The sequence below is a fragment of the Micromonospora sp. U56 genome (assembly GCF_018070095.1).
GTDB classification, from domain to species: Bacteria; Actinomycetota; Actinomycetes; order Mycobacteriales; family Micromonosporaceae; genus Micromonospora; species Micromonospora purpureochromogenes.
Genome location: NZ_JAGPYL010000196.1, coordinates 1 through 7,551 on the forward strand (window position 1 = coordinate 1; position 7,551 = coordinate 7,551).

5 protein-coding genes and 5 tRNA genes are annotated in these 7,551 nt (G+C 73.0%); 6 read left to right on the forward strand and 4 right to left on the reverse strand.

The genetic code is table 11. The annotated features are described in order from the left end of the window. Positions 1–219 precede the first annotated feature (219 nt). A complete protein-coding gene (locus tag KBX37_RS32725; RefSeq protein ID WP_210779701.1) occupies positions 220–3,156 on the reverse strand; it encodes a M36 family metallopeptidase in 2,937 nt (978 codons plus the stop codon). A 221-nt stretch (positions 3,157–3,377) separates the two neighbouring features. Here KBX37_RS32725 and KBX37_RS32730 point away from each other — a divergent pair, with 221 nt between their 5' ends. Further along, positions 3,378–4,574 carry an alkane 1-monooxygenase gene (locus tag KBX37_RS32730; RefSeq protein WP_210779702.1) on the forward strand — a complete coding sequence of 399 codons (1,197 nt, stop codon included), beginning with the start codon at positions 3,378–3,380 and terminating at the stop codon, positions 4,572–4,574. Between the two features lie 161 nt (positions 4,575–4,735). Here KBX37_RS32730 and KBX37_RS32735 read toward each other — a convergent pair whose 3' ends face one another. Continuing rightward, positions 4,736–5,317: a TIGR03086 family metal-binding protein gene (locus KBX37_RS32735; protein WP_210779703.1), complete on the reverse strand. Its 582-nt coding sequence runs from the start codon at positions 5,315–5,317 to the stop codon at positions 4,736–4,738. Positions 5,318–5,446: 129 nt separating this feature from the next. After that, positions 5,447–6,049 (reverse strand): TetR/AcrR family transcriptional regulator, encoded by a 603-nt coding sequence (locus KBX37_RS32740; RefSeq protein ID WP_154942950.1) that lies wholly within the window; start codon positions 6,047–6,049, stop codon positions 5,447–5,449. A 298-nt stretch (positions 6,050–6,347) separates the two neighbouring features. Between KBX37_RS32740 and KBX37_RS32745 the strand changes: the two genes are divergently transcribed. From KBX37_RS32745 to KBX37_RS32755, 3 genes are all read left to right on the forward strand, one after another. Further along, positions 6,348–6,420 (forward strand) — tRNA-Gly (locus KBX37_RS32745). A 34-nt stretch (positions 6,421–6,454) separates the two neighbouring features. Further along, positions 6,455–6,525, forward strand: a tRNA-Cys gene (locus tag KBX37_RS32750). A gap of 12 nt (positions 6,526–6,537) precedes the next feature. Then, positions 6,538–6,609, forward strand: a tRNA-Val gene (locus KBX37_RS32755). Between the two features lie 159 nt (positions 6,610–6,768). On the opposite strand, the gene KBX37_RS32760 is transcribed toward KBX37_RS32755, so the two are convergent. Continuing rightward, positions 6,769–7,008 (reverse strand): DUF6458 family protein, encoded by a 240-nt coding sequence (locus KBX37_RS32760; protein ID WP_210779704.1) that lies wholly within the window; start codon positions 7,006–7,008, stop codon positions 6,769–6,771. 161 nt (positions 7,009–7,169) lie between these two features. On the opposite strand from KBX37_RS32760, the gene KBX37_RS32765 reads away from it, so the two are divergent. Together KBX37_RS32765 and KBX37_RS32770 are read left to right on the forward strand one after the other, a co-directional pair. Further along, a tRNA-Gly gene (locus KBX37_RS32765) sits at positions 7,170–7,242 on the forward strand. A 9-nt stretch (positions 7,243–7,251) separates the two neighbouring features. Further along, positions 7,252–7,326 (forward strand) — tRNA-Val (locus KBX37_RS32770). Positions 7,327–7,551 lie beyond the last annotated feature (225 nt).

Sequence of the window (7,551 nt, forward strand, 5' to 3'; positions counted from 1 at the left end):
TGGTGCAGGCCGCCTTCCTCCTCGGCGGGCTGCTGCTCGTCCTCGGCGCCCGGCTGCTGCTCAGGTTGCGGCAGCTGACCCGCGCGGCACGCGGCGGCGAAGCCGACCTCGGCGGTCCGGCGTACGAACGGGCCCGCCGGACCGGGCGTTGGGCGGCGACGCGCCGCTGATCGGGGGCCGCCGGGGCCGGGCGGCGACGCCACCCGACCCCGGCGGGGTTCACTTCGAGAACACCTGGAACTCGGCGATCCGGACCTGGTCGCGCGCCGGGCTGGCGGTCGCGCAGTCGGTGCTGGTGGCCGGGTCGTCGTCCTGCTCACCGGCGTACGCCGGGCCGCCGGTGCACTGGCTGGCCAGCACCTCCAGCCGCACGTGGGTGGCGAGCGTGGTCGGCACCGGGAACGACCGCAGGTTGATGTCCCGGGTGTACGCCCGGTACTTCCCACCCGGGAACGCGTCGCCGGCGCTGGTGTAGATCCGCTCCCAGCGCGCCGGGTCGGCGCAGTCGGTGGTGGTCGCGTTGCAGGTGAGCACGGCGAAGGAACGCAGGGCGGTCAACGCGTTCTGCCCGCCCGCGTCGGGGTCCGCGGCGATCGCCGGGCGCAGCATGGCGCTGACGTTGACCCGCTTGACCACCTGCGGGGCGCCACCGGGCAGCGCCACCGTGACACCCCGGCCGGCCACCCCGGTCAGCGACGCCCAGTTGGTGCTCTCGGTGTCGTCGCCGATCCGCTCCAGGTTCACCCCGTCGCCGGTGATGACCGCGCCGGAGGTGGTGGACGCCAGGTTGCGGCTCAGCCGCAGGTCGACGTACCCCTCCTGGCCGGCGCCAGCGACGACGCTGAGCCGCTGGTGCCCGAAGCCGGGCGCCACCGCCAGCAGCTGGTGCGTACCGGCGACCGCCTCGAAGGTGTCCGGCAGGGCGGTGGCCGGGTCGGTGTCGGCGATCGGGGTGGCCCGGGCCTCGTAGTCGCCCACGTACAGCCGGATCGGCGCCTCGGCGCTGTCCCCCTTCGGCCGCAGGGTGAGCGTGGCGTTGTCGCCGTACGGGCTGGCGAAGCTCGGCGTCGGGTCGGTGTCGGTGGCGCCGTTGGTGGCGGCGTCCCGGCCCATCCCGGAGCGGGCGAACTCGGCCCAGATCAGCTCCTGGTTGGCCCCGCCGAAGCGGAGCCGGTCGGCGGTGAGCAGGTTGTCCCGCATGTCGAGCATGCTGACCTGGCTGGCCGCCTGGAGCAGGAACGAGTCGAAGACCAGCTGCGCCCAGCGCCGGTTGCCCGGGCAGCTGTCCGCGGCGACCCTCCCCTGCGCGCAGTCGAGCTGCCGCTGCGGGGTGCCCGACCCGTACCGCTTGACCAGCGCGGAGCGGATCCGGTAGTTGGTGGCGCTCCAGATCTCCCCGTCGGCGTGCACCGCCGGGCCGGCGGTGTTGTAGCCGACGTCGGAGTAGTTGAGCGGGCTGCGGCTGAAGTCGTGGTTGCGGATGCCGCTGATCAGGTTGCCGGTGACGTACCCGCCGGTGACGAAGGGCGTCTGGCCGGGGGCGCGCAGGCCGTGCTCGTAGAGGTACTCGGCGGCGAGCAGGTCGCTCCACGATTCGCCCATCGCGCCGCCCTGGAGGCCGCCGATGCCGCTGTCCGGACCGGCGATCATGCGGTTGGTGATGGCGTGCGTGTACTCGTGCCCGATCACCGTCATGTCGTAGTCGCCGTCCACGCACGGCGGGTACGGCCCGCCGGCCTGCGGCTGCCACAGGTACATGTTGGTGGTGGGCGGCAGGCCGTCGCGCGGCGTGCCCTGGTTGGCGTTGTTCCGGTTGCCGGACAGCGCGCCCTGCTGGGCGCGGCCCTGCTCGGCGTCGCCGCCGAGACCGGCCCCGCTCACGTTGACCGCCTGCAGGTTCCAGGTGGCCTCGGTGAAGCCGAGGTGCCAGGCCCAGTCGTGCATCCGGTTGTGCATGGCGAAGAGGTTGGCGATGGCGGCGTCGGCGTCGTTGCGCTGCGCGGAGGTGAACACCGCCGGGTTGCAGCGGGCCTGGTGCCACTGGTCGGTGAACGGGTACTCGTAGCGGCGCTCCGGGCTGGCGGTGGCCGGCAGCAGCGGGCTGCCCGCGCCCCAGGAGACCACCGTGTTGGCGGAGTTGCCGCGCGAGGTGCCGGTCGGCGTGCCGGTGGCTTTGTCGACGTCCCAGGCGTTGCCGGTGGCCGGGTCGCGGAACGCGGCGGCGCAGCCCGGAGCGGGGTCGGCGCACCAGCGCACCCGGGGGTCCTGCCCGGGGGCGAGGTCCTGCGGCGGGGTGGCCGGGTAGACCGCCCAGCTCGGGTTGTCCGAGTCGAAGTCGACGAGGTCCTCGCGGACCAGCACTGCGCCGGTGATGCCGTCGACGTAGGTGGTGAAGGCGGCCGGGTGGTCGCTGTCCGCGCCGATCAGGGTCACCTCGTACGCGGCCCGGGTGCCGTCGAGCGGGGTGGGTACCGCGACCGGGCGGACGTGGTGGCTGGCCACCCGGGCGGCGTCCAGGCCGGCGTCGGCGAGCGCGGCCGCGTACGCCTGCTCGCTGGTGAGGGTGGCGGGGGCGGGCGCGGCGGCGTCCCGGGCGAGGGAGGAGCTGACCGAGATGACGGCGCCGTCGGCGACCGCCACGGTGACCAGCCCGTCGTGGCCGGCGGGCAGGTCGCCGAAGCGCTGCCGCAGGGTGACCACCGCGCCGTCGCCGATCGGCCGGACCAGCAGCCGGTCCATCGCGGCGACCGAGGCGGCGTCGAGGCCGAACAGGTCCCGGTTGTCGGTGAGGTAGCGCCGGGCGGCCGCCTCCGGGTCGGCGGGCAGGCCGGTGGCGAGCGGCGTCCGGGTCGGGCCGAGCGCGTGCGGGGTGCCGAGCCGGTTCCACCGCACGTCGGCGTCGACCCGTCGGGCGAGGCCGCGCTGCCGGGCGTCGGGCGCGGCCGTACCCGTGCGGTTGTCGAGGTCGGCGGCCTGGTGGCTGTCGTCGGCGAACGAGCCGGAGTGGCCCGGTGTCGCGGTCGCGGCGTCGCCCGGCGCGGCGGCGGCGGTGGCGCCGCCGGGCAGCAGGGCGGCCACCACGGCGGCGGCCGCCAGTACGGGGACGAGCCGGCGTCGGGGCCGGCTCGTCGGAAGTGTCCACTCCGGTCTGGGCACGGGACCTCCTCGTGGGAGCGGGGGCCGACGCTGCGCCGGCCCGGTGCAGGCGCTGTTACGCATGCGCATCTGTGAATACCAGGCAGATCGGGCGAGGGCAAGGTCATCCGTGACGGTGGGTGCGGCGGCGATCACCGTTGTTGCTTTACAAAAACTTGCCTCTTGTAAAAAGGAGTGGCCGGTGCCACAGTCAGGACAGCCCGTGAGATCGGAGGTCGGCGATGGCCATCAGCCCCGACGCGACGGTTCCTCCCGTCGCCTGGCACGACACCCGCAAGCCGCTCTGGCCGCTGGCCCTGCTCGTCCCGGTGCTGCCCTTCCTGGGCTGGCTGGGTTGGCGGGACGGCGGCGGCGCCTGGGCCTGGTGGCTCACCCCGGTGGTGGTCTTCGGGCTCATCCCGGTGGTGGACCTGCTGATCGGCGACGACCGGCGCAACCCGCCCGAGGAGGCGGTGCCCCGGCTGTCCGCCGACGGCTACTACCGCTGGCTCACCTACCTCTACCTGCCCACCCAGTACGCCGCCCTGGTGCTCTGCTGCGCCGTCTGGGCGCGCGGCGACCTGTCCTGGCTGGCTGCGGCCGGGCTGGTCGCCAGCGTCGGGGTGGTCAACGGCATCGCCATCAACACCGCCCACGAACTGGGCCACAAGCGGGAGACCGCGGAGCGCTGGCTCTCCAAGGTCGCCCTCGCGCCGACCGGCTACGGGCACTTCTACGTGGAGCACAACCGGGGCCACCACACCCGGGTGGCCACCCCGGAGGACCCGGCCAGCTCACGGCTGGGGGAGAGCTTCTGGGCGTTCTGGCCGCGTACCGTCGGGGGCAGCCTGCGGTCGGCCTGGCGGCTGGAGACCAGCCGGTTCCGGCTCCGGGGCCGCAGCCCGTGGACGTGGCGCAACGACATCCTCAACGCCTGGGCGATGACACTGGTGCTCTATGCCGCGCTGATGCTCGCCTTCGGCCCCGGCGTACTGGTGTTCCTGCTGCTCCAGGCGGTGGTCGGCTTCAGCCTGCTCGAGGTGGTCAACTACCTGGAGCACTACGGGTTGGCCCGGCAGCGCACCGCCGCCGGCCGCTACGAGAAGGTCGACCCCCGGCACAGCTGGAACAGCGACCGCACGGTCACCAACGTCTTCCTCATCCAGCTCCAGCGGCACAGTGACCACCACGCCAACCCGCTGCGCCGCTACCAGACGCTGCGCAGCTTCGACACCTCGCCGCAGCTGCCGGCCGGCTACGCCACCATGGTGGTCGCCGCACTGGTACCCCCGCTCTGGCGGCGGGTGATGGACCACCGGGTGATCGCCCACCACGGCGGCGACCTCGACCTGGCCAACGTCCACCCGCCGGCCCGGCGCCGGCTGCGGGAGCGCCAGCGTCGCCGCCCCGCGGCCCCCGGACAGGGGTACGCCGGCTGACCGTTGACGGCGTCGGTCGGACGCCGGACCCCCCTCGGGCGTCCGGCCGGCGCACCCCCTCGGCCGCGCCGGCCCGGGCGCGGTCGTTCCGGTTCCGACACCCCTGCGGCAACTCCTGACCGGCAACGCGGTCCGGCCGTCCGCCGGTCTCGGTGAACCGGTCAGGCCGGCGGCGTCCAGTCCGGGTCGCGGCCGAAGGCGGCGATCAGCCGGTCCTGCGCGTCGGCGCCGGCCCTCACGTCGAGCCCGGGCCGGACCAGGTCGCCGCTGCGGTAGTCGGCGACCCGGGCCTCGAACCACCGGGTGCAGGCGGCGACCACGTCGCCGTCCAGGCGCGGGTCCGCCCCGATCGCCACCGCCAGGTCCCATCCGTGTACGAGGTGCTCGGCGACGAGCTGGTTCAGGTACTCACCTGCCGGCGTCTCCCCGGCCGTGAGGTGCACCGTGGTGTCGAGCGCGCCCGGATGACTGGCCGCCACCTCGGCCTGGGACGCCACCTGCCGGACCGCCCCGATCGGGTCGTCGCCGAGCTGGTCCCCCTCGAACCGGTCGCCGATTTCCTCGACGGTCCGGCCGGCGAGCAGCGGCGCGGTCCACCGGTCCTCGCTGACCACGTGGTTGACCAGCGCGCGGACGTCCCAGTCGGGGCAGGGCGTCGGGTCCGACCACTGCCCGGGCGCGACCTGCTCGACCCGGTCGACGAACTCGGCCAGGCTTCGTCGGTACGTCTCCAGCAGGTCCATGCCGCCGATTGTCGCGGCTGTCCGTACCGGTCCGGGCGGTTTTGCCCGGTCGTCCGGCCCTCGGGCGGCCGGTGCCGCGGCTCCGCGGCGCTGCCCCCGAGCCCGGAGGGCGCCGGGCGGGTGGAGCAGTCAGTCGAGCTGGGCGGGGTCCAGACCCAGCTCCCGGGCGGTGATCAGCCGGATCCAGTCGGCGAACTGCCGCCGGGAGATCACCCGCTCGTGCACCGCGAGCTGGACGGCCAGCCCGTCCATCACCGCGTTGATCCGCCAGGCGGCGGCCATCGGGTCGGCGCAGACGAAGGTGCCGTCGGTCACCCCGTCGGCGATCACCGCGGCGAGGTCCTGCCGCCACCGCAGGTCGAGCCGGCGGGAGACCCTCTCCACCTCCGGGGTGCGCAGCGACTCGGCCCAGCCGTCGATCCACATGGACCAGGAGATCGACCGCCCGGGCGGGGTGTAGAGGCGCAGCAGCTTGCGCAGCTTGGTCAGCGGTGGGGCGGAGGAGCGGACCACCACGTCCAGCCGGGCCAGGTCCTGCTCCACCGCGTACGCGAAGGCCTGCGCCAGCAGGCGTTCCTTGGTGGCGAAGTGGTAGAAGACGAGCGCCTGGCTGACCCCGGCGGCCTGCGCCACGTCGGCCGTCCGGGTGTTGGCGAGTCCGCGTTCGACGATCACGTCGCAGGCTGTACGCAGCAGGGAATCCAGGCGGACATCGGCGGCACGTCTCGTCACGCGGTTACGGTAGCCCATCGATATGAGCACAGCGCGTTACCGAGCCGGCCGGTCGGGCGTGCCACAGTCGGAACCCGGACAGCTCTTTTTCGGCGCGTCGCGTCGCCCCGACCTGGCCCTTCGGTTGACCCCCCGCAATCCCTTCGACCACCCCACCCAGCTTCCTAGGAAGTTCCAGGGGAGCGCCCTCGCTCTCGCCCCCGGAATCCGCCGGGGACGCGCCGAGGGCACCCCGAGTTGGCAACTCTCCCGAGCCTCGGCTAAAGTTCTCATCCGTCACCGGGAACGCCGGAGACAAGCGGACGTAGCGCAGCTGGTAGCGCATCACCTTGCCAAGGTGAGGGTCGCGGGTTCGAATCCCGTCGTCCGCTCGGAGCTGCCGCCACGCATGACGGGGGCAACCTCGGTGGGGTGGCCGAGAGGCGAGGCAACGGCCTGCAAAGCCGTGTACGCGGGTTCAAATCCCGTCCCCACCTCGGTATGAGCACGGGCGATTGGCGCAGTGGGAGCGCGCTTCCTTGACACGGAAGAGGTCACTGGTTCAAACCCAGTATCGCCCACAGAATGATCAGGCTGGTCACCGGAACTTCGGTGGCCAGCCTTTTCGTTTCCCCGCCCTTCCTGGCTCTGCATGCGAAGGCGCCGGTCACCCCGTGGGTGACCGGCGCCCGTCGTAAGCCCGCGACCGATCAGCCCCGTCGGCCGGGTGGTGCTGCGCCCTACAGCGGCGGAGCGATGTCCCGGCGCTCCTCCACCCGCCGGTACTCGACCGGCTCGGTGGTGGTGACCACCTGGCGGCGGCGACCCCAGACCAGCGTGGTCATGATGAGACCGAGCAGGCCGGCCGCCATCAGGATCCAGCCGATCACGTCCAGGTCGACGCCGCCGACGCTCGCGTCCAGGGCGAAGGTCAGGATCGCGCCGGCGGCGAGCAGGAAGATACTCGTTCCGATACCCACGACAGCCTCCTTCAGGGGATGCGGTGTGCTGTCGAGGTGAATCAGTACCCCATGGGTGACCAGCGCAATCACCGGCGGTGGAGCGGGCGGGTGGGGCGGCGGAGCCGGCGATCTTGCCATCGGGTAGAGTTCAACCCGTCGCCGGGGAGACCGGGCGGCACGCGGACGTAGCGCAGCTGGTAGCGCATCACCTTGCCAAGGTGAGGGTCGCGGGTTCGAATCCCGTCGTCCGCTCTCGACCACGGGCGATTGGCGCAGTGGGAGCGCGCTTCCTTGACACGGAAGAGGTCACTGGTTCAAACCCAGTATCGCCCACCAGGCATTTGCTCGACACACGAAGCCCCGGCTGATGAGCCGGGGCTTCTGTCGTTTCCGACCGAACGGTAAGTGTCCAAGATCCGGTCGGCGAGGGTGGTGGTTCCCGGGCGGATATGCCGCTGGCCGGCACCCCGCTCGGGGGTGCCGGCCAGCGTGTTGGTTCAGGGTGGGTCAGTTGTTCCAGTGCTTGGCGACGAGGTCGGCGGCCTGCTTCTCCCACTGGGC

Coding starts and splice junctions, on each gene's coding strand:
- KBX37_RS32730 (WP_210779702.1), top strand. CDS start 3,378: ATGGCCATCAGCCCCGACGCGACGGTTCCTCCCGTCGCCTGGCACGAC.
- KBX37_RS32735 (WP_210779703.1), bottom strand. CDS start 5,317: ATGGACCTGCTGGAGACGTACCGACGAAGCCTGGCCGAGTTCGTCGAC.